Genomic DNA, 20,912 nt, shown 5'->3' with positions numbered 1-20,912 from the left:
ATGCCCCCGCGCAAACACCCCAAGTCACTCCCTCCCCGACATGCCACCCTGGACCCATGCCCGAAGGAGACACTGTCTGGCAAGCCGCGAGGCGACTGCACACCGCCCTCGCCGGCAAGGTGCTGACCCGCTCCGACCTGCGGGTCCCGAAGTTCGCCACCGCCGATCTCACCGGCCGCACCGTCCTGGACGTGACCCCGCGGGGCAAGCACCTTCTCACCAGGATCGAGGGCGGCCTGACCCTCCACTCGCATCTGCGGATGGACGGTTCGTGGAAGGTGTACGCGAACGGGCAGCGCTGGAGCGGCGGCCCCGCCCACCAGATCCGAGCCATCCTCGGCACCGAGGACCGCACGGCCGTCGGCTACCGGCTCCCCGTGCTGGAACTGATCCGCACCAGCGACGAGGACCGCGCCGTGGGCCACCTCGGCCCCGATCTCCTGGGCCCGGACTGGGACCCGGACAAAGCCCTGGAGAACCTGCTGCGCGACCCGGCCCGCCCGCTCGGCGAAGCCCTGCTCGACCAGCGCAATCTCGCCGGTATCGGGAACGTCTACAAGAGCGAGCTGTGCTTCCTCCTCGGCGTCACCCCCTGGCTGCCCATCGGCGCGCTCCCCGCCGACCGCGCCGCCCACCTGCCCGCCCTGGCCAAGAAGCTCCTCGAATCCAACCGCGACCGCCCGACCCGCACCACCACGACCTTCAACACCACAGCCCCCAACACCGGGACCCGTAACACCACATCCCGCAGCCCTCAGGGACCCAGCGCCCTGGCACGCGCCCGGAACCTCTACGTCTACGGCCGCACAGCCCGCCCCTGTCTGCGCTGCCACACCCCGATCCGCTCAGCCGACCAGGGCGACGGCTCCCGCGAGCGCCCCACCTACTGGTGCCCGACCTGCCAAGCCGGCCCCACGCCGCCGCCGGGCGCCGCCAAACCTCGCACAGGTCGCCGACGTACAGGCAATTGACGGCCCGTCAGAAACCCTCGTACGGTCCCTTCATGGCCCTCAAGGCGTACGACCTCACCGGACGCACCGCATTCGTCACCGGCGCGGCCAGCGGCATCGGCCGCGCGTCCGCCGTTCTGCTCGCCGAGGCGGGCGCCACCGTCCACTGCGCGGACCGCGATGCGCAGGGCCTGCATGAGACGGCGACTCTGATCAAGGGGCAGGGCGGCACCGCCCACGCCCATCCACTCGACGTGACCGACCGCGAACAGCTCAGGCAGGCCGTCGCGTCCTGCGAACGTCTGGACGTCATGGCTGCGGTCGCCGGCATCATGCACAGCAGCCCGGTCCTGGAGACCAGGGACGAGGACCTCGACCGCGTACTGAGCGTCAATTTCAAGGGCGTGCTGTACGCCTGCCAGGAAGCGGCCCGCGCGATGATCGCGACCGGTACCCGCGGCAGTATCGTCACCATGGCCTCGGGCGCCGTCGACACGGGCAGCCCCGGCCTGTTCTGCTACGGCGCGGCGAAGGCCGCGGTCGTCCAGTTGACGAAGACCCTGGCGACCGAGATCGGCCCGCACGGCATCCGCGTCAACGCGGTGGCGCCCGGCTGGATCCGTACGCCGATGACAGACCGGCACGAGGGGGAGGCACAAGCGCACACCGAGACGTTCATGGCCCGACTGGCCCCGCTGGGCCGCGTCGGCGAACCGGAGGACGTCGCCCACGCCGTGCTGCACCTGGCCTGCGACGCCTCGGCGTTCACCACGGGCCAGATCCTCCGTCCCAACGGCGGCGTCGCCATGCCTTGGTAGCCCCACTCCAGGGACTCGGCGACCCCTTTCCCCTCCCCCAGGCCGGGAGCACCCCAGCCGCCACCACACCAACCCCGGCACCGCCCCGCCCGCCTCATTCCCCCACAACAGCGCCGCGAGGCCCTGACGGCGCCCCCACGCCCCGCCCCGCCCGTACCTTCACCCTCGCCTTCACCTTCGGAACGCAGTGCACCGGCAGCAGGCTCAACCCCCATCCGCCGGCCGCGACCGCCCCCTCCAGGACCCCCGCGCCAGGCACCAGTGCGAGCCGGAGCACGCTCCACCACCACAGCCCGCCGAGCCCCAGAACCACCCCCCAGCGCACTATCCGCCCTGTCATGGCCGCCACCTCCAGCCCGAAGCTAGAACACCGCCCTCACGCCCGACAGGGCGCACCGGCGGCACACAGATGCACCCTGAGCTCCCGCAGCGGACAGGTCACCGGTTCTCCGCCTGCACGTTCTCCGCCTGGAACATCCAGTGATGCTTCTCAAGATCGGCCGTGATGCCGATGAAGATGTCCTGGCTCACCGGATCGGGGTCCCCGGTCGCCGCCACCCGTTCCCGCATCCGCGTGATCACCGCACTCAGGGCGTCCACGAGCGCCCCCACGGCGTCCGTGTCCTTGACCCAGCCGTCAGGCGTCGAGCCGATGCCACTGCTGGAGGCCACGGTCGCGGCCCGGCCGTCGGGCGAGACGCCCAGCGTCGAGGCGCGCTCCGCCACGGTGTCGGAGTGCAGCCGCGCGGTGTCCACGACCTCGTCGAGCTGGAGATGGACGGAGCGGAAGCGCGGTCCGACCACGTTCCAGTGGATCTGCTTCGCCACCAGGGAGAGGTCGACCAAGTCGACCAGTGCGCCCTGCAAGGCCTCGGCCACGGTCTTCAGGTCCGGGTCGGGCAATGAGCTCTTGACGACGTACATCTGAATCCTCCGATTCTCGCGAGATCACCAACAATGTCATATACGCACAATTTGGGTCACTCGAAGGCGAGCCGAAGCGAGCGGGGACGAGCAGCGAGAGTGATCGGGCACAAGCGGGGTAATCGAAGGCATGCAAAAGCCCCAGCCAGTTCCTCCAGGTCTCCCCGAAGGCCCCGACCGGGGCTTCCTGCACGCTTTCTCAGTTCATGCGCGCCACATCATGGGGCGTCAAGCGGCGACGACGTCGACCGCCTCCGCAGGCGCCTTGATAGTGACCCGTTCCGGTGGCACACCGGTCACCGATACGGAATTGAGCATCGGGCGACGTACCGGTGCGGGCACCGGTTCGGTGGCCGCAGCCGACCGTGCCAGCTCGGCGAGGGCGAGCTCGTCGCTCACTTCCCGCATGAGCTCGGACATCCGTACGTCCAACGCGTCGCAGATCGCGGAGAGCAGCTCGGAGGATGCCTCCTTCTGCCCCCGCTCCACCTCGGAGAGATAGCCGAGTGAGACTCGGGCGGACGAGGAGACTTCGCGCAGAGTACGGCCCTGGCGCTGGCGCTGCCGACGCAGCACGTCACCCAGCAGGCGACGGAGCAGAATCATCGGTGGCTCCCTCCTCGGACCGCGTAGCCGCATCCTTCACGCCCCACCGTACCGCCTTGCGCCGCGGCCGTGCGGGGAGCGATGTCGTGTTCACTCAGGGCTGCAAACATCAAAACCCCCCGTTCTGTTCCGTATCCTGTGCCCGCTCATTCCCGGTGTGTTCGCCCGCAAGCTCCTTCAGGAGCAGTGCGAGTACGCTCTGTGCACTCTCCATACGGATGTCCGCACGGCCGCCGTTCAACCGCAGCGGTACGACTTTCCCGCCACCGGCGGAATCGGAAGTGGCGTGCGAGGGCCCCTCGACGGCCACGAAAACCGTGCCGACGGGCTGTCCGTCCTGCGGAGCGGGACCGGCGACACCGGTCGTCGCGATCCCCCAGTCCGCACCGAGAGCCGTGCGCACGCCGGCCGCCATTTGCGCCGCGACCTGCGGATCCACCGCCCCGCGCTCGGCCAGCAGAGTGGCGTCGACGCCGAGCAGTTCGTGCTTGAGCTCGGTGGCGTAGGCGGTCACGGAGCCCCGGAAAGCCTTGGACGCCCCAGGCACCGCTGTGATCTCCGTCGCCACCAGGCCACCGGTGAGGGACTCGGCCACAGCGAGCGTCTCTCCCCTCACCGTCAGTAGTCGCAGCACTTCAGTAGCCAGGGAACTCACCGCTCCGCCTCCTCGGTGGCGGCCAGACGCTCGGCGAGCCCGCTCCTGCGCAGCACAATGGCCTGTCTCACATAGTCGAGCCCCGTGACGACGGTCAGGACGACCGCCACAGCCATCACCCAGAACCTGAGGGTGGCCAGCGGCCCCGTCAGTGCCAGGACGTACATCCCGACCGCCGTGCCCTGGACCAGCGTCTTCATCTTGCCGCCGCGGCTCGCCGGGATGACCCCGTAACGGATCACCACGAAACGCAGCAGGGTGATCCCGAGCTCTCGCCCGAGGATCACCCCCGTCACCCACCACGGCAGATCGCCGAGATAGGACAGACAGATCAGCGCCGCGCCCATGATCGCCTTGTCGGCGATGGGGTCGGCGATCTTCCCGAAGTCGGTGACGAGGTCGTAGGTGCGCGCCAGATGGCCGTCGAAGATGTCGGTGATCATGGCGACGGCGAAGGCCGCCCAGGCCCACGCGCGCATCGCGGGGTCGTACCCGCCGTCGGCCAGCATCAGGGCGACGAAGCCGGGCACGAGAACGAGCCGGAGCATGGTCAGAAGGTTGGCGATGTTCCAGAGGCTGGCCTGGTTGACTGCGGCAGCGCCCAGCTTCCCGGCCCGCACAGGCTTCGCGCCCCCCGGTGCGCCGGGAGCGCCCGCCGCCCCTTTCGCGCTGGGGGAGCCGCCCGCCGCGGATGCCGGGGCTCCGGTCATCTGCCCGCCTCCTCAGTACACGGGAGCGAGCCCAGAAGCGGCTCGGCCACCAGGTCGACACCTTCCGTACCGACCACCTTGGCCTCGACGATACGGCCGACGGTCAGACCTTCGCCGCTTGTGAACAGCACCTGGCCGTCCGTCTCGGGCGCCTGGTGCTCGGCACGCCCGAAGGCGCCCTCCGCGGAGTCCACCGACTCGACCAGGACACTGACCGTCTCCCCGACGCGCTCCTCGGCCCGCTGCGAGACAAGCTCCTCGGCCAGCCGGGAGACCCGCGCCAGCCGCTCGGCGACGACGTCCTCGTCGAGCTTGTGCTCGTACGTCGCCGCCTCCGTGCCGTCCTCGTCCGAGTACCCGAAGACACCGATCGCGTCGAGCCGCGCACCCGTCAGGAACCGCTCCAGCTCGGCGAGATCGGCCTCGGTCTCGCCCGGGAACCCCACGATGAAGTTGGACCGCACGCCGGCCTGCGGAGCCTTGGAGCGGATCGTGTCGAGCAGTTCCAGGAAGCGGTCGGTGTCACCGAAGCGCCGCATCGCGCGTAGCACGTCGGGCGCGGAGTGCTGGAAGGAGAGGTCGAAGTAGGGCGCGATGTTCGGCGTCGAGGTGAGGACGTCGATGAGTCCGGGGCGCATCTCGGCGGGCTGCAGGTAGCTGACCCGCACGCGCTCGACGCCCTCGATCTCCGCCAGCTCGGGCAGCAGCGTCTCCAGGAGGCGGATGTCGCCGAGGTCCTTGCCGTACGAGGTGTTGTTCTCGGAGACCAGCATGACCTCCTTGACGCCCTGCTCGGCGAGCCAGCGGGTCTCGTTGAGCACGTCGCTCGGGCGCCGCGAGATGAACGAGCCACGGAAGGACGGAATGGCGCAGAAGGAGCAGCGCCGGTCACAGCCGGAGGCGAGCTTCACCGAAGCGACGGGCGAACCGTCGAGACGACGGCGCAGGGGCGCCCGGGGGCCGGACTCCGGAGCGAGGCCCTCCGGAAGGTCGGAGGGGGCGCCGTGGCCGGGAAGCGCGACGTCGGAGACCGACTGCCGCTCGGCCGGGCTGATCGGCAGCAGCTTGCGACGGTCACGCGGGGTGTGAGCGGCGTGGATGCCGCCGTTCAGGATGGTCTGCAGGCGGTCGGAGATGTCGGCGTAGTCGTCGAAGCCGAGTACGCCGTCGGCCTCGGGCAGCGCCTCGGCGAGCTCCTTGCCGTACCGCTCGGCCATGCAGCCCACGGCCACGACGGCCTGGGTTCTCCCGTGGCCCTTGAGGTCATTGGCTTCGAGGAGGGCGTCGACGGAGTCCTTCTTGGCGGCCTCGACGAAGCCACAGGTATTGACGACGGCTACGTCCGCGTCCTCGGCGTCCTCCACGAGTTGCCAGCCGTCCGCCTCCAAGCGGCCTGCGAGCTCCTCCGAGTCCACCTCGTTACGGGCGCAGCCAAGGGTGACGAGTGCGACGGTACGGCGTTCAGGCATGGGCTCAAGACTACTTCGTCCCGCCGACAGCCCACGTCGACGGGGTTGGCCGATCTTGGCCAACCCCGTGACTGCCTGTCCCTTTGAGGAAACTCCCTCGAGTCGATCAGCCGACTTCGGGGTCGCCCTTCGTGTAAGTGAGGCGCTCGACCTGACCGGGCTGGAACTCGTCTTCGATTTCCTTGCCGTTCACGTGCAGCTGAATGGCGCCCGCGTCGCCGAGGACCAGATCGATCTTCTCCTGGTCCTGGAAGGTCTTGGACTGGCCGCGCTCCAGAAGGCCGTCGAAGAGCAGCCGTCCGTTGTGGTCCTTGGCCGAGATCCAGCTGCGCCCGTCGGGGGCGCTCACCTGGACGGTCACCTTGTCCTGCGGGGCGGCCGCGATGGCGCTGTCGGACGGCTCCGGCTTCGGCTCGACGGGCTTGGCCGTGGTCGGCTTGGTCGCGGGCTTGCTGGTGGTCGGCGTGGATCCCTCGGCGACCTGTGTCTTGGAGTCGTCGTCGGCGCCGCCCTTGACCACGGTGAAACCGACGAAGCCGATCACCGCGACGATCGCGGCGACCATGGCGGCGGTCCAGTTCGGCCCGCGTCGCTCGGGACGGATACGTTCCGCCTCGAAGAGCGGGGCGGCCGGCGTCGGCGCGGGACGCCCGCCGTGCTCGGCGTCGTAGCGCGCCAGCAGCGGGGCGGGATCGATATGTACGGCGCGCGCCAGAGTCCGGATGTGACCGCGCGCGTAGACGTCGCCCCCACAGGGAGCGAAGTCGTCCTGCTCGATCGAGTGAATGATGGCGATGCGGACCCGGGTGGCGTTGCTGACGTCATCGACGGTCAGCCCGGCCGTGACGCGGGCCTGCCGCAGGGCACGGCCGATCGAAGGCTGCTCTGCCGCGCGGTCGTCTTCGAACGGACGCTCGTCTTCGGGTGAGTTGCCGTCGGGGGTATTGCCGATGGACACGGGGGCGCCTTTCGAGCGTGTAGCCACCTGTGCTGGAGGTTCAGTTTAGGGGGGTGGGAAAGGATGATGCGACCGGGCGGCAGGACTTCTTACGCCATCAGAATGGCCGGTCATCCTGATGATGGGACACGTACGTGTCTCCTCGCTCAACTTGACGTACGCCGAAGGGAAACGGTTGCGCACCGATCCCTTACGGGTGAGTCACGATCAAGTACCCATCTGCCGCAAAGCCACGCGCGGAGCGGCCCGCCTGTCCCGTTTCCTCACGCTTCGGCCACCTGCCGTCCTTACGCCTCGGCTTCCCCGCGAATCACCGCGAGCACTCCGTCCAGCTCATCAGCCTTCACAAGAACGTCACGCGCCTTGGAGCCCTCGCTGGGACCCACGATGCCGCGGGACTCCATGAGGTCCATCAGGCGCCCCGCCTTGGCGAAGCCGACGCGCAGTTTGCGCTGGAGCATCGAGGTGGACCCGAACTGGGTGGAGACGACCAGTTCGGCCGCCTGGCACAGCAGGTCGAGGTCGTCGCCGATGTCCTCGTCGATCTCCTTCTTCTGCTTGGTGCCCACCGTGACGTCGTCCCGGAAGACCGGCGCCATCTGATCCTTGCAGTGCTGCACGATCGCCGCGATCTCGCCCTCGGTGACGAAGGCGCCCTGCAGCCGGATCGGCTTGTTGGCCCCCATCGGCAGGAAGAGCCCGTCGCCCTTGCCGATCAGCTTCTCGGCGCCCGGCTGGTCGAGGATGACCCGGCTGTCGGCGAGCGAGGAGGTGGCGAACGCGAGCCGTGACGGCACGTTCGCCTTGATCAGACCGGTGACGACGTCGACGGACGGCCGCTGCGTGGCGAGCACCAGGTGGATACCGGCCGCACGCGCAAGCTGCGTGATCCGCACGATCGAGTCCTCGACGTCCCGCGGCGCCACCATCATCAGGTCCGCGAGCTCGTCGACGATCACCAGCAGGTACGGATACGGCGTCAGCTCACGCTCACTGCCCTCGGGCAGCTTCACCTTGCCGTTCCTGATGGCCTCGTTGAAATCGTCGATGTGCCGGTACCCGAACGCCGCGAGGTCGTCGTAGCGCAGGTCCATCTCCCGTACGACCCACTGCAGCGCCTCGGCCGCCCGCTTCGGGTTGGTGATGATGGGCGTGATCAGGTGCGGAATGCCCTCATACGCGGTCAGCTCGACGCGCTTGGGGTCGACGAGGACCATCCGCACGTCCTCGGGGGTCGCGCGGACCATGACGGACGTGATCAGGCAGTTGATGCATGACGATTTGCCGGAGCCGGTCGCTCCGGCCACCAGGACGTGCGGCATCTTCGCGAGATTGGCCATCTCGTAGCCGCCCTCGACGTTCTTGCCGAGTGCGACGAGCATCGGGTGGTCGTCCTCGGCGGCGTCCGCGAGACGCAGTACGTCACCCAGGTTGACCATCTCGCGGTCGGAGTTCGGGATCTCGATGCCGACAGCCGACTTGCCGGGGATCGGGCTGATGATCCGAACATCGGGGCTGGCGACGGCGTACGCGATGTTCTTGGCGAGCGCCGTGATCCGCTCGACCTTCACGGCGGGTCCGAGCTCGACCTCGTAGCGGGTGACCGTCGGACCGCGCGTGAAGCCGGTGACGGAGGCGTCGACCTTGAACTCCATGAAGACGTTCTGGAGAGAGGCGACGACCGCGTCGTTGGCGGCACTGCGCGTCTTGCCGGGGCCACCGCGCTCCAGGAGGTCGAGCGACGGCAGCGAGTAGGTGATGTCGCCGGAGAGCTGGAGCTGTTCCGCGCGCGGGGGCAGCTCGCGCGCCTCGTCGGGCGCGGCCTTCGTGAGGTCGGGCACCACGGACTCGGCCTTGAGCATCTCCTGCTTGGGCCGCTTGGCCCCGGGGACGAGCTTGGCGCGCGCGGCCGGGACCGGCGTCGTCTCCTCGAACCCGTCCCGCTCCACGCCGACGCCCTGCGTCAGATCGGCGACCAGCGCCGAGGGCGGCATCCCGTGCAGCACGGCCCCGTCGAGCGCGGCAGCAGCGGCCGCGGCGACGTCCACCGCGTCCATCGGCCGGTTCATGTCGGGCTGCTGCATGGCGGGCCGCCTGGAGCGGCCACGGCGCCTCCTGAGCGCCTCCTGCTCGGCACTGTCGGGGTCGTACTCCTCAGGGGCGCGAGAGCGCCTCCTGGAGCCTGTGGGGAGCGCCTCACGCCACTGCTCGCCGTAGCGCTCGTCGTCCTCCCCGAAGCGGTCCTCGTCGTCGTCGGCCTGGATGATGCCCAGCTTCTGGCCGAGCAGCCGCAACCGCTGCGGAATCGCGTTGACCGGGGTCGCCGTGACGACGAGCAGCCCGAAGATCGTCAGGAGCACCAGGAGCGGTACGGCGAGGACGTCACCCATGGTGTACGTCAGCGGGGTGGAGGCACCCCAGCCGATGAGCCCGCCGGCGTCCCTTATGGCCTGCATGCCGTCGCTTCGCGCGGGCGCCCCGCACGCGATGTGGACCTGGCCGAGCACGCCGATGACGAGCGCGGACAGGCCGATCACGATGCGGCCGTTCGCCTCGGGCTTCTCGGGGTGCCGGATGAGCCGGGCCGCGATGACGCCGAGCAGTATCGGGACCAGCAGGTCGAGGCGGCCGAAGGCGCCGGTGACGAGCATCTCGACGAGGTCGCCGACGGGGCCCTGCAGATTGGACCAGGTGCCCGCCGCGGTGATCAGTGCAAGGCCGAGCAGCAGCAGCGCGACACCGTCCTTGCGGTGCGCCGGGTCGAGCCCCTTCGCGCCCCGCCCTATGCCGCGGAACATCGCTCCGACGGCGTGCGCGACCCCCAGCCAGAGGGCGCGGACGAGTCTGTACACGCCTGCGGTGGGATTGGGCGCCGGCGCGGGTGCGGGCTTCTTCGCCGCGGCCTTCTTGGCAGGCGCCTTCTTCGCGACGGCCTTTTTCGCGGGGGCCTTCGTCGAAGCGGCCGCCTTCTTCGCGGGCGGCTTCTTGGCTGCGGGCTGACGTGAGGCCATGTGTGTGAGGTTACCGGTGGAGACGACAGCGGACACGTGTGCTTACTGCTTCACCCGTTCGTGTCGCCCGGAGCGGTACCCGAAACTGACGCCGGCTCACCGGCCTTGCCCTGCTGGACACACGCCGACGACATATACGAACACCCTTGGCAGGTTCCCGACCCCGGGCATAGGTACGTCACCCGCGCCCCCGAAGGGCCCCGCTCAGTTCTGCGAAGGCACCGAAGCCGCCCCGTTCCCCGTGCCGGGCTCCAGGGCGTCCAGGGCTCTGCGCAGCCCCGTGAGTTTGCGTTCGAGATGGGCCGCGGTCGCCACCGCCGCCGCGTCCGCCGAGTCGTCGTCGAGTTGCTTGGACAGCGCCTCGGCCTGTTCCTCAACGGCCGCGAGCCGCGCGGAGAGTTCGGCGAGCAGACCGGCGGGCTCCTTGGCCTCGCCCAGCGCCGCCCTGCCTCCGCCACCCTCCAGCTGGAGCCGCAGCAGCGCCGCCTGCTCCCGGAGTTGGCAGTTCTTCATGTAGAGCTCGACGAAGACGGAGACCTTCGCGCGCAGCACCCATGGGTCGAACGGCTTGGAGATGTAGTCCACCGCACCGGCCGCATACCCCCGGAAGGTGTGATGCGGGCCGTGGTTGATGGCGGTGAGGAAGATGATCGGGATGTCCCGGGTCCGCTCTCGCCGCTTGATGTGCGCGGCGGTTTCGAAGCCGTCCATACCCGGCATCTGGACGTCCAGCAAAATGACCGCGAAGTCGTCCGTGAGTAGTGCTTTGAGCGCTTCCTCCCCGGACGATGCCCGCACCAGTGTCTGATCGAGCGCGGAGAGGATCGCCTCCAGCGCCAGCAGATTCTCCGGCCGGTCATCGACCAGGAGGATCTTGGCCTTCTGCACCATGGCCCGCCCTCCTCGCCCCGGCAGTGCACCGGGCGCCGCCCCAGGGGACGACTCCGTTGCGTCGCCCGCCCTTGTGCCGGTCATGGTAGCCGCACCCCGCCTGTCGCCACACCCTGTCACTGCGATGTCACTGTGCACGTAGCAGAAACGTAGCGGGAGACCAGAAGGTTCCCCGAATCCCGTACTTCTACACCGCGTCGGGCACAGTGAGTTATGCGAAAACGGGCGCCCCGACAGGCTCCCTCACAGGAGTGTGTCACCGCTCACGCATCCACTGTTCCATCACAGTGAGCAGATGATCGGGATCGACCGGCTTGGTCACGTAGTCGGACGCGCCGGACTCGATGGCCTTCTCCCGGTCGCCCTTCATCGCCTTCGCCGTGAGCGCGATGATCGGCAGCCCGGCGAACTGCGGCATCCGGCGAACCGCCGTCGTCGTCGCGTAGCCGTCCATCTCCGGCATCATGATGTCCATCAGAACGACCGTCACATCGTCGTGCTGCTCAAGGACTTCGATGCCCTCACGGCCGTTCTCCGCGTACAGCACCGAGAGGCCGTGCTGTTCCAGCACACTGGTCAGCGCGAACACGTTGCGGATGTCGTCGTCGACGATGAGCACCTTCTCACCCTCGAACCGGATCCCACGGCGCGGCTGCTGCGCCCCGTCCGGCCGGCCCGCCGGCGCCCACTGCTCCTGAGCCGCGCCCGGCTGCCCCGCCGACGCGCCCCGCTGCTCGTCCGCGGGCACCGCCCGGCGGCGCCGCCGGAAGAGCGCGGCAGGCCCGTTCTGGGTCTCCTGGTACGACTTCACCTCGGCCGGCATATGGATGCCCGCCGAGGCCAGCTCCGCCTCGGAAGCCAGCAACTCCCCGGCCTCCAGCGCCGGCGCGAGCTGCCCGTAGCCCTGGGGAGGCAGTTCACTGGGGTGCAACGGCAAATACAGTGTGAACGTGGAGCCACGTCCCGGTTCGCTCTGCGCGTGGATCTCGCCGCCCAACAGCCGCGCGATCTCCCGGGAGATGGAGAGCCCCAGGCCCGTACCGCCGTACTTCCGGCTCGTCGTGCCGTCCGCCTGCTTGAAGGCCTCGAAGATCACCCTCATCTTGCTGGCCGCGATCCCGATACCGGTGTCCGTCACGGAGAACGCGATCAGGTCGGCGTCCGCGTCCCGCAGCGAACCCGCCTCCAGGAGCTGCTCCCGGATGGCCACCGGAACCTCCGCACCGGCGGGCCGGATCACCAGCTCGACCGCTCCGGAGTCGGTGAACTTCACCGCGTTGGAAAGCAGGTTGCGCAGCACCTGGAGGAGGCGCTGTTCGTCGGTGTGCAGCGTGGCGGGCAGTTCCGGCGACACGCGTACGGAGAAATCGAGGCCCTTCTCCGCCGTCAGTGGACGGAAAGTGGCCTCTACGTAGTCGACGAGTTGGACGAGCGCGATGCGTGTCGGCGACACGTCCATCTTGCCCGCCTCGACCTTCGACAGGTCGAGGATGTCGTTGATCAGCTGCAGCAGGTCCGAGCCCGCGCCGTGGATCGTCTCGGCGAACTCGACCTGCTTCGGGGTGAGGTTCGTGTCCGCGTTGTCGGCGAGCAACTTGGCGAGGATCAGAAGGGAGTTGAGCGGCGTACGCAGCTCGTGCGACATGTTCGCCAGGAACTCGCTCTTGTAGCGCATCGAGACCGCGAGCTGCTCGGCGCGCTCCTCCAGGACCTGCCGGGCTTCCTCGATCTCGGTGTTCTTGACCTCGATGTCGCGGTTCTGCTGGGCGAGTTGCTCGGCCTTCTCCTCCAGCTGCGCGTTGGAGTCCTGGAGTGCCTTCTGCCGGCTCTCCAGCTCCGCCGACCGCTCCTGGAGCTGCTCGGTCAGCTCCTGCGACTGCTTCAGCAGCACCTCCGTCTTCGTGTTGACGGAGATGGTGTTGACGCTCGTCGCGATCATCTCGGCGATCTGGTTGAGGAAGTCCTTCTGGATCTGCGTGAACGGTGTGAACGACGCCAGTTCGATGACGCCCAGCACGGTCGCTTCGAAGAGCACCGGAAGGACGATCACCTGCGCGGGCGGTGCCTCACCGAGCCCGGAGGAGATCTTCAGATAGCCGCTCGGGGCGTTCTCCACGAGGATCGTGCGCTTCTCCTTGGCGGCCGTCCCGATCAGCGCCTCACCGGGCCGGAACGACGTCGGCATGGAGCCCATCGAGTAGCCGTACGACCCGAGCATGCGCAGTTCGTACGCGTCCTCGTCCTCGATGAGTACGTCCTTGCCGTCGACGAGCGGCATGGAGAGGAAGAACGCGCCGTGCTGCGCGGCGACGACGGGAGTCAGCTCGCTCATGATCAGCGAGGCCACGTCGTCGAGGTCGCGGCGGCCCTGCATCAGGGCGGAGATGCGGGCGAGGTTGCCCTTGAGCCAGTCCTGTTCCTTGTTGGCGATGGTGGTGTCGCGCAGGTTGGCGATCATCTTGTTGATGTAGTCCTGCAGCTCCTGCATCTCGCCGGAGGCGTCCACGTCGATCTTCAGGTTCAGGTCGCCGCGGGTCACCGCGGTCGCCACCCGCGCCATGGCACGCACCTGCCGGGTGAGGTTCCCGGCCATCTCGTTCACGGACTCCGTGAGGTCGCGCCAGGTGCCGTCGACGTCCCGCACCCGCGCCTGGCCGCCCAGCTGCCCTTCCGTGCCCACCTCGCGGGCCACCCGGGTGACCTCCTCGGCGAACGACGACAGCTGGTCGACCATCGTGTTGATGGTGGTCTTGAGCTCCAGCATCTCGCCGCGGGCGTCGATGTCGATCTTCTTGGTCAGATCACCCTTCGCGATGGCCGTGGTGACCATCGCGATGTTGCGCACCTGGCCGGTCAGGTTCGACGCCATGCCGTTCACCGACTCGGTGAGGTCCTTCCACGTGCCGGCGACTCCCGGTACGTGCGCCTGGCCACCGAGGATGCCGTCCGTGCCCACCTCGCGGGCCACCTTGGTGACCTGGTCGGCGAACGAACTCAGCGTCTTCACCATCGTGTTGACGGTGTCGGCGAGCTGGGCGACCTCACCGCTGGCCTCGACGGTGACCGTCTTGGTGAGGTCGCCGTTGGCCACCGCGGCCGCGACCTGCGAGATGTTCCGCACCTGGTTGGTCAGGTTGTTGGCCATCACGTTGACGTTGTCGCTCAGGTCCTTCCAGATGCCCGTGACACCCGGGACCCGCGCCTGTCCGCCCAGGTTGCCCTCGGTGCCCACCTCGCGGGCCACCAGGGTCACCTGCTCGGCGAAGTTGGAGAGCTGGTCGACCATCGTGTTGACGGTGGTGACGAGTTCGAGGATCTCGCCCTTCGCGTCGACGGTGATCTTCTTGGACAGGTCACCCTTGGCGACCGCTGTCGTGACCTCGGCGATGTTCCGCACCTGAATGGTCAGGTTGTTCGCCATGAAGTTCACCGACTGGGTGAGGTCCTTCCAGGTGCCGGAGACACCCTGCACCTCGGCCTGACCGCCCAACTGCCCCTCGGTGCCCACCTCTCGGGCCACCCGTGTGACCTGCTCGGCGAAGTTCGAGAGCTGGTCCACCATCGTGTTGAGGGTGTTCTTCAGCTCCAGGATCTCGCCGCGCGCGTCCACGTCGATCTTCTGCGACAGGTCACCGCGCGCCACCGCCGTCGCGACCTGCGCGATGTTGCGCACCTGGGCGGTGAGGTTGCCCGCCATGCCGTTCACGGAGTCCGTCAGGTCGCGCCACACACCGGCGACGCCGGGCACCTGCGCCTGCCCGCCGAGCCTGCCCTCCGTACCCACGTCACGGGCGACCCGTGTCACCTGGTCCGCGAAGGCGGAGAGCTGGTCGACCATCGTGTTGATGGTGTTCTTCAGCTCCAGGATCTCGCCGCGCGCGTCCACGTCGATCTTCTGGGAGAGATCGCCCCGGGCCACAGCGGTCGTGACCTGCGCGATCTGCCGTACCTGCGAAGTCAGGTTGCCCGCCATGAAGTTGACGGAGTCGGTGAGTTCCTTCCACGTACCCGATACGCCGTCCACGCGGGCCTGACCGCCAAGGCGTCCCTCGGTGCCCACGTCCCGGGCCATCCGCGTGACCTGGTCGGCGAACGAGGACAGCTGGTCCACCATGGTGTTCACGGTGTTCTTCAGCTGGAGCATCTCGCCGGAGACATCGACGGTGACCTTCTGCGACAGATCGCCGTTGGCGACCGCCGTCGTCACCTGTGCGATGTTGCGGACCTGTCCTGTCAGGTTCCGGAAGGCCGTGTTGACGGAGTCCGTCAGGTCCTTCCACGTACCCGCCGCACCCGGCACCGCGGCCTGCCCGCCCAGTTCACCCTCGACACCGATCTCGCGCGCCACGCGCGTGACCTCGGCACCGAACGACGACAGCTGGTCGACCATCGTGTTGACGGTGTTCTTCAGCTCCAGCATCTCGCCGGCTACCTCGACGCTCACCTTCTGCGAGAGGTCACCGTTGGCCACGGCAGTCGTCACCGCGGCGATGTCGCGCACCTGGGTCGTGAGGTTCCGGAAGACCGTGTTGACGGAGTCCGTCAGGTCCTTCCACGTACCCGCCGCACCCGGCACGTTCGCCTGCCCGCCGAGCCGGCCCTCGCCACCGACCTCGTTGGCCACGCGCGTGACCTCGTCGGCGAACGTCCGCAGCGTCTCGGTCATCTGGTTGATGGTCTCGGCGAGCTGAGCGACCTCACCGCGCGCACTGACCGTGACCTTCTGTGACAGGTCGCCACTGGCGACCGCCGTCGTCACCTGCGCGATGCCGCGCACCTGGGCCGTCAGATTCCCGGCCATAAGATTCACCGAATCGGTGAGGTCTTTCCACACACCCGCCACACCCGGCACCCTGGCCTGGCCGCCGAGCTCACCCTCCGTACCCACCTCACGCGCGACTCGCGTCACCTCGGAGGAGAACGAGGAGAGCTGGTCCACCATCGTGTTGACGGTTTCCTTCAGCTCCAGCATCTCGCCGGCCACGTGAACCGTGACCTTCCGGGACAGGTCACCCTTGGCGACCGCCGTCGTCACGAGAGCAATGTCACGCACCTGAGCCGTCAGCCGGTACGCCATGGTGTTGACCGAATCGGTGAGATCTTTCCACGAGCCGGACATACCGCGCACTCGCGCCTGTCCACCCAGCTTGCCCTCGGTGCCCACCTCACTGGCCACCCGCGTGACCTCGTCGGTGAACGTAGAGAGCTGGTCGACCAGGTTGTTGACCGTGCGCCCGACCTTGAGGAACTCGCCGCGCAGCGGATGCCCGTTCCCGTCCGCGGCCTGCGCCCGCAGGTCCATCCGCGGCGACAGATCGCCCTCCGCGACCGCGGACAGCACCCGGCCGACCTCGGAGACAGGCCGTACGAGATCGTCGACGAGCGCGTTCGAGGCGTCGATCGCGGCCGCCCAGGACCCCTCGGAGGCCCCGGACTCCAGGCGCTCGGTCAGCTTCCCCTCACGCCCGACCACGCGTCGTACCCGCGAGAGCTCACCCGTCAGATGCAGATTCCGGTCGGCCACCTCGTTGAAAACCGCCGCGATCTCGGACATCACGCCGTCGCCGGAGACCGTGAGCCGCTTGCGGAAGTTCCCGTCCCGCATCGACACCAGGGCCGCCATCAGCCGGTTCAGCGCAGCCGTATCCACCTCGGTGGTGCCGTTGCGCGGTGGGCGCCGGTCTTTCAGGGACTGTCCGCCTTTTGCGCGCGTCTCAGTGCCCCGCGTCGCTGCGCCAGACTCCACTGTGTCCCTCCCAGAAGGGTCGACCATTACTGCTCGGCGTACTCGGGTACTACTGCTCCGCGTGCCGGCAGGCACTCACCCTGCCAGGACCTTCCTCTGAAGCTTGCCCAGTGTTTCACCATGCCTGAACCCGGCCATAACAGTTCGGCAGCTTCGCACACCGTCCGCACACCCTCCGGACGGAAAGAGTGCAACCGGCATCCGCATGGACGGCGAAGGTAAGTAACCTTGCATGCGGCTGTCCAGCCATGCCGGTCCCGTCCGGCCTGGGCGGTGGCACGAGCACGAGCGGGCAGGCATCGGAGGGGCACCGCACCATGACCACCGGACTGCATCCTGGGGGACCGCCCCAGGATCCCCGACCGACGGGGAACCACGCTCTGCCCCGGCAGGAGCGGGGCGGCCATGGAGCCCCGCATGCCGACAACCGGACGAGGAGTTCTGTGATCACCGCGCGCGCGGCCGCCAGTTTCGAGCCCGTGGGGCGATCGGTCGCGACCGCCCGTTCCTTCGTCCGTGACACCCTCCAGGGCTGGGGTTTCGCCGACATCGTCGACGACGCCGTGGTCCTCACCAGCGAACTGGTGACCAATGCCGTCGTGCATGCGGGCACCGCCGCTGACGTGTTGTGCCTGCGCAGCGACGACGGCGTACGCATCGAGGTGGCGGACCGCTACCCGGAACGTGAAATTCCACTCCAGGGGACGGCTGTCAACATGGGCAGCCCGGACAACGAGGGCGGCCGCGGCCTCCAGCTCTGCGCGGCCCTGGCGAGCCGCTGGGGTGTCGAGTACACGCCCACGCAGAAGCAGGTCTGGTTCCAGCTCGAACTCCCCGAACGCGCGGTGGGCACCCGGACCGCCGGCCCGGCCCTGCCGGCCGACCTCCTCCCGCTCGCCGACGGCCGCGTCCGCGTCGCAGTCGTCCAGATCGACCGGACCGGCGCGATCAACGCCTGGAACGAGGACGCCGAGGACCTCTTCGGATACGCGGCCGAGTTGGTCATCGGCAAGCCGCTCACCGACCTCGCCGCCTGGCCGCACACCCCGGGCACCTCCACCGGCATCGTCGAGGCCCTCCAACTCTCGCGCTGGGAAGGCACGTACGGCATCCGCGGCGCCAACGGCCGGGTAACTCCCGTCTACGCCTCACATCTTCGGGTCCGCGACACCGGCGGCGAGCCCTCCACGGTCTGCCTTCTCGTACGAGACCACGAACGCGCCGTTCTCCAGACCCCGTTGCGCGTCTCGGCCACCGACACCACCACCAGCTCCGAGGGCCACGCCTCCGATCCCTTCGAGGTCTTCATCGGCTCCCCGGCGCCCGACGACCTGGACGGCCTCCTCCAGCGCACGGTGGAGCGCGCCCGCGACATGCTCGACGGCGACTCCGCCTTCCTCCTCCTGGCGACGGACGACGAAACGGAGTTGGAGGTACGAGCCTCGACGGGCCTCCCCTCCGCCCGCCAGCGCTTCGCCCGCGTCCCCGTCGAGGCAGGCCCCGGGCGCTACGGCTCGGCCCGTATGCCCGCCGTCCACGAGGACCTGACGGTCGTCCCCGGCGCCGTACCCCTCCTCAACGGCACCGGCATGCGCTCGGTCGTCACCGTCCCGCTGAAGGTCGAGGGCCGCCTCACCGGCTCCCTCGGCGTCGCCGCGGAGGGACCGGGCAGATACTCCAACGAAGAGGCCCTGCGCCTCCAGTTCGCCGCCGACCGCATCGCGCTGGCAGTGGAATCCGCCCGCCTCGGCGAGCTGGAACGCCTGCGCCGCGGCTCGCTGTCCTTCCTCGTCGAGGCCTCCGACCTCCTCGCCGGCACCCTGGACCGCGACCAGACACTGGCCCTCATGGCCCAGATGACGGTCCCGACCCTGGCCACCTGGTGCGCCGTCTACACCATCGCCGACCAGGCGTCCGAGCCGTATCTCTCGTACGTCCTGCACGAGGACGAGGAACGCATCGACGGCCTCAAGGCCCTGCTGTCCAAGATCTCCCCGCCGGACCCGGTCCCCACCCCGGGCGCCCGCGTCTGGTCCGCGCCCGCCGAGGCGGCCCACGAATCAGCCCTGCGCACCTCCATGCGCAGCCTCGGCGAACGCGCGACGCTCAGCTCGGGCATCGGCACAACTCTCGCCACCGCGGCCGCAGTCGGCGGCGAGACGGTCGTCCTCCCCCTGGTGGCGCGCAACCGCGTCATCGGCATGCTGACGCTGGGCAAGCCCTCGGACGAACACTTCCGCCAGGAAATCCTGGAACTCGCCGAGGACTTGAGCCGCAGGGCCGCCCTCGCCCTCGACAACGCCCGCCTGTACTCGGAGCGCACGGCCATCAGCCAGTCCCTCCAGCGCAGCCTCCTGCCGCCGGAACTCCCGCAGATCGAGGGCGTCGAGGTCGAGGTCATCTACCGAGCAGCCGGCGAGGGCAACGAAGTCGGCGGCGACTTCTACGACCTCTTCCCGATCCGCGACGGTGCGTACGGCTTCGCGATCGGCGACGTCTGCGGTACGGGCCCGGAGGCGGCGGCGGTCACCGGCCTGGCCCGGCACGCACTCAGGCTGCTGGCCCGGGAGGGCTTCACCGGCCCGGCCGTCCTGGAGCGCCTGAACTCCGCGATCCTCGACGAGGGCGCCCGCAGCCGCTTCCTCACGCTCCTGTACGGCGAGTTGTGGCCCCAGGAGGACGGTTCGGCGCTCCTGAAGGTGGTCTGCGCCGGCCACCCGCTTCCCCTCCGCCTGCGCCAGGACGGCACGGTCGAACCGGCCGCCGATCCACAGCCGCTCCTCGGCGTCATGGACGACCTGGAGCTCTACGAGCAGACCATCACGCTCGACCCGGGCGACGTCCTCCTCTGCGTCACGGACGGCGTCACCGAACGCCGCGAGGGCACCCGCATGCTCGGAGACGACGGCCTCACGGACGTCCTCACCACCTGCACGGGCCTCACCGCAGGCGCGGTGGCCGCCCGCATCATGCGCGCGGTCGAACGCTTCGCCTCCGACGCCCCGTCCGACGACATGGCGATTCTGGCGATGCGGGTCCCCGGCCTCCAGAAGGACTGAGGCACGGCTTCGCGACACGACGCTTCAGATACGACGCTTCAGATACGACAAAGGCCCCCGCCCGAAAGGGCAGAGGCCTTTTGTTGTTGGAGCCCCCCAACGGAATCGAACCGTTGACCTTCTCCTTACCATGGAGACGCTCTACCGACTGAGCTAGGGGGGCCGGTCACCGTTCGAGGTTTCCCTCGCGGCAACGAAATAGATCATACCCCGAACAGAAGCGTGCTCCCAACAAGTCCCGCTGGATCAGGCCCGGATCAGCCGGCGGGCTGAAGCAGCCCACCGAGCGCGTTGCACGCGGACACGATCCGCTGCATCTCCCGCCTCGTCAACGCTCCGTCCACGGGCAGCGCGAGAGTGTCATCCGCGGCCCGCTCGGTCACCGGAAGCCGTACGTCCTGCTGGAATCCGGCCATCCGGTGCACCGGTGTCTTCACCGGCACCGAGCACTCAACTCCCCTGGCCCGCACGGCCCGAGCGAAAGCGTCCCGGTCCGGCCTGCCATTGCCCGGCACCCGCACGACGTACTGCTGGTACGTGTGCCCGTCGCCACCGTCCGGTGTCCTCACCCCACGCAGCCGCGCATCGAGGTACGCGGCCCGAGCCCTGCGCTGCGCCACCTCGTCGTACGGCACCTCGGACTCACCCTGCTCCAACACCAACAGCCCGCGCCGCTGCCCGACCTCCCGCAACCGCACCACGTCCGCCGACCGCCCGAAGCGGTGTACGACGACGATGGCCGCCGTCAGCGGAGTCACGACGGCCTCGACCGCGCCGGCGTCGAGGCAGTACGTCATCGGGTCGATATCGGCGAAGACGACCGCCGCACCGGCCTGGGCGACGGCCTCGGCGACATCGGCATTCCCGAAGGCCGGCACGATGACCTCGTCACCGACTCCGACGCCTGCAGCCCTGAGCATTGCAGCAGTACCCATGCCGCGGATACTTGCCGCGCAAAGTGAATTTCAAGTAACGGTAAACAAAAAAGAGCTGGCCCCTGAACCGAAGTTCAGGGACCAACTCTCTAAAGATAGTTCGGCGGCGTCCTACTCTCCCACAGGGTCCCCCCTGCAGTACCATCGGCGCTGTGAGGCTTAGCTTCCGGGTTCGGAATG

At 68.8% G+C, this 20,912-nt stretch carries 14 protein-coding genes, 1 tRNA gene and 1 rRNA gene; 3 read left to right on the top strand and 13 right to left on the bottom strand.

What is annotated here, in order from left to right; all coding sequences use genetic code 11:
- The first annotated feature begins 56 nt into the window (after positions 1–56).
- Together ACFVKT_RS37730 and ACFVKT_RS37725 are read left to right on the top strand one after the other, a co-directional pair.
- Positions 57–971 (top strand): Fpg/Nei family DNA glycosylase, encoded by a 915-nt coding sequence (locus tag ACFVKT_RS37730; protein WP_385740651.1) that lies wholly within the window; start codon positions 57–59, stop codon positions 969–971.
- A gap of 32 nt (positions 972–1,003) precedes the next feature.
- On the top strand, positions 1,004–1,768 hold the full coding sequence (locus ACFVKT_RS37725; protein WP_385740648.1) for an SDR family NAD(P)-dependent oxidoreductase: 765 nt from the start codon (positions 1,004–1,006) through the stop codon (positions 1,766–1,768).
- Positions 1,769–1,862: 94 nt separating this feature from the next.
- Here the strand turns inward: ACFVKT_RS37725 and ACFVKT_RS37720 are convergent, their stop codons facing one another.
- The 10 genes from ACFVKT_RS37720 to ACFVKT_RS37675 form a co-directional block, all read right to left on the bottom strand.
- Complete coding sequence (locus ACFVKT_RS37720; protein ID WP_385740645.1) at positions 1,863–2,108, bottom strand: hypothetical protein; 246 nt, start codon at positions 2,106–2,108, stop codon at positions 1,863–1,865.
- Positions 2,109–2,206: 98 nt separating this feature from the next.
- Positions 2,207–2,692 carry a Dps family protein gene (locus ACFVKT_RS37715; RefSeq protein ID WP_385740642.1) on the bottom strand — a complete coding sequence of 162 codons (486 nt, stop codon included), beginning with the start codon at positions 2,690–2,692 and terminating at the stop codon, positions 2,207–2,209.
- Between the two features lie 228 nt (positions 2,693–2,920).
- On the bottom strand, positions 2,921–3,298 hold the full coding sequence (locus ACFVKT_RS37710; protein WP_266474405.1) for a helix-turn-helix domain-containing protein: 378 nt from the start codon (positions 3,296–3,298) through the stop codon (positions 2,921–2,923).
- Positions 3,299–3,407: 109 nt separating this feature from the next.
- Positions 3,408–3,953 carry a CinA family protein gene (locus ACFVKT_RS37705; protein ID WP_385740639.1) on the bottom strand — a complete coding sequence of 182 codons (546 nt, stop codon included), beginning with the start codon at positions 3,951–3,953 and terminating at the stop codon, positions 3,408–3,410.
- On the bottom strand, positions 3,950–4,663 hold the full coding sequence (gene pgsA / locus ACFVKT_RS37700; protein WP_385740636.1) for a CDP-diacylglycerol--glycerol-3-phosphate 3-phosphatidyltransferase: 714 nt from the start codon (positions 4,661–4,663) through the stop codon (positions 3,950–3,952). The genes ACFVKT_RS37705 and pgsA overlap by 4 nt, the downstream gene beginning before the upstream one ends.
- On the bottom strand, positions 4,660–6,132 hold the full coding sequence (gene rimO, locus ACFVKT_RS37695; RefSeq protein ID WP_385740633.1) for a 30S ribosomal protein S12 methylthiotransferase RimO: 1,473 nt from the start codon (positions 6,130–6,132) through the stop codon (positions 4,660–4,662). Before rimO ends, pgsA begins: the two co-directional genes overlap by 4 nt.
- Positions 6,133–6,238: 106 nt before the next feature.
- A complete protein-coding gene (locus ACFVKT_RS37690) occupies positions 6,239–7,090 on the bottom strand; it encodes a helix-turn-helix domain-containing protein (protein ID WP_385740630.1) in 852 nt (283 codons plus the stop codon).
- Positions 7,091–7,377: 287 nt separating this feature from the next.
- Entirely contained in the window at positions 7,378–10,101 is a 2,724-nt protein-coding gene (locus tag ACFVKT_RS37685) for a DNA translocase FtsK (RefSeq protein WP_385740627.1), read from the bottom strand.
- Between the two features lie 204 nt (positions 10,102–10,305).
- Positions 10,306–10,992, bottom strand: coding sequence for a two-component system response regulator (locus ACFVKT_RS37680; RefSeq protein ID WP_385740625.1), 687 nt, complete (start codon positions 10,990–10,992; stop codon positions 10,306–10,308).
- A 256-nt stretch (positions 10,993–11,248) separates the two neighbouring features.
- Positions 11,249–16,738, bottom strand: a complete 5,490-nt coding sequence (locus ACFVKT_RS37675) for a HAMP domain-containing protein (protein ID WP_385740622.1) — start codon at positions 16,736–16,738, stop codon at positions 11,249–11,251.
- Positions 16,739–17,055: 317 nt separating this feature from the next.
- Between ACFVKT_RS37675 and ACFVKT_RS37670 the strand changes: the two genes are divergently transcribed.
- Positions 17,056–19,797 (top strand): SpoIIE family protein phosphatase, encoded by a 2,742-nt coding sequence (locus ACFVKT_RS37670; protein WP_385740619.1) that lies wholly within the window; start codon positions 17,056–17,058, stop codon positions 19,795–19,797.
- Between the two features lie 87 nt (positions 19,798–19,884).
- On the opposite strand, the gene ACFVKT_RS37665 is transcribed toward ACFVKT_RS37670, so the two are convergent.
- The 3 genes from ACFVKT_RS37665 to rrf form a co-directional block, all read right to left on the bottom strand.
- Positions 19,885–19,960 (bottom strand) — tRNA-Thr (locus ACFVKT_RS37665).
- 94 nt (positions 19,961–20,054) lie between these two features.
- The gene (locus tag ACFVKT_RS37660) at positions 20,055–20,717 is read right to left on the bottom strand and encodes a DegT/DnrJ/EryC1/StrS family aminotransferase (protein ID WP_385740846.1); all 663 of its coding nucleotides are present in this window, start codon (positions 20,715–20,717) and stop codon (positions 20,055–20,057) included.
- A gap of 113 nt (positions 20,718–20,830) precedes the next feature.
- Positions 20,831–20,912: ribosomal RNA gene (gene rrf, locus ACFVKT_RS37655) — 5S ribosomal RNA — on the bottom strand; the annotation flags it as partial.

Source organism: Streptomyces sp. NPDC127595 (assembly GCF_042671685.1).
GTDB lineage: Bacteria > Actinomycetota > Actinomycetes > Streptomycetales > Streptomycetaceae > Streptomyces.
Note: the sequence above shows the minus strand (reverse complement) of the source record. Positions and strands in the feature narration are given on the sequence as shown.